The sequence below is a fragment of the Mesorhizobium waitakense genome (genome assembly GCF_056431085.1).
This window is the reverse complement of the sequence record NZ_JBWKME010000048.1, coordinates 1-1080: the sequence shown is the minus strand read 5'-3', so window position 1 is coordinate 1080 and position 1080 is coordinate 1. Positions and strand designations below refer to the sequence as shown.

General features: G+C 60.9%; 2 pseudogenes. One reads left to right on the top strand and one right to left on the bottom strand.

Annotated elements, in window-relative coordinates:
• Nucleotides 1-236: 236 nt before the first annotated feature.
• Nucleotides 237-619 (top strand): annotated as a pseudogene (locus AC07FD_RS10735) (DDE-type integrase/transposase/recombinase); the annotation flags it as partial.
• A gap of 184 nt (nt 620-803) precedes the next feature.
• Here AC07FD_RS10735 and AC07FD_RS10730 read toward each other — a convergent pair.
• Nucleotides 804-1080: pseudogene (locus tag AC07FD_RS10730) on the bottom strand (Ulp1 family isopeptidase); the annotation flags it as partial.

The window sequence follows — 1080 nt, the reverse complement described above, 5'->3', positions numbered from 1 at the left end:
CGCGCACTTCATCGAGCACGAGGCCTACAAAGACATCGCCCTCGTCATCCCCGCCCTCCGCGAACTCCACTACGTCACCCACTACCATCAGTGATCGACGCCGGCGCGCCGGCCAACGAGCGACCTACCATAGACGCATCACAAGACGATTTTGGGAGGTGCCTTGGCGCACCGCTTACGATGATGCGTCGAGTTGGAATGATCTGGGATTAGCGGAGCGTGACCGCCAATGGCATGACAGCGTCGAATGCATTTCAGCGCAACAGCGCGACCTGCCGTCGGCCAAACGCTTCTTCAGAAAGGCGCTGGAGCCTCATGGCCAACCGGATTGCGTCGTCATCGACGGTAGCCAGAGCAATCGAGACGGGATCGTTTCCTGCAAGACCACAAATCGCTTGCAGGATCGCTCCTGGAGCCGATCTGGATCCGCCGGAGCCAGTATTTGAAGGATCGAGCAGGACATCGGCACTCCAAGCGCCGCGCCCGGCCGATGCTCGGCTTCAAATCGGCGGCCACCGCCACAACCATTTTATCCGGCATCGAGATGATCCACATGATGCGCAAACGACAGGCGAGGCACAGCTACAGTCCGAACGCTTCGATCGCCGAGCAGTTCGAATCCTGCCTACTGATAGACCTCGCATCAGTGCCTCTCTGCGCCCCTCTTCAGCCGTTGCAACAAGACCCTGCGAGGGCGCTGATTACGCTCCTCGTCGGCGAGAAGCGCTCTGCCAGGCTCTATGAGAGAAGGCCGAGAGGGGACCGCGCCGGGTTGTTGGCCGCGCCCCTCAGCCGTATCGCAATCAGCCCCTGAGACGGTTTTGCAGTGCCCGCCGATCTGCGACGAGGTTGTCGAGGTTCCGCAGGTCTGCTTGCCGTCTTCCCGCCAATCGCCTAACCAGCGCCCGTGTGCCATCCACTGCAAAGACGCCGCAATCATAACCGTTTTTCTGCTGAGCCATGCTGGCGTCTTGTAGGTCGGCGCCCAGCCGTGCTGCGAGCCGTGCTGCAGGTTCATCATTGTGTCCCCGGAGGGAGTCGTAGTGATAGGCGACCGGCCTTTCCTGATTGCGGCGATCA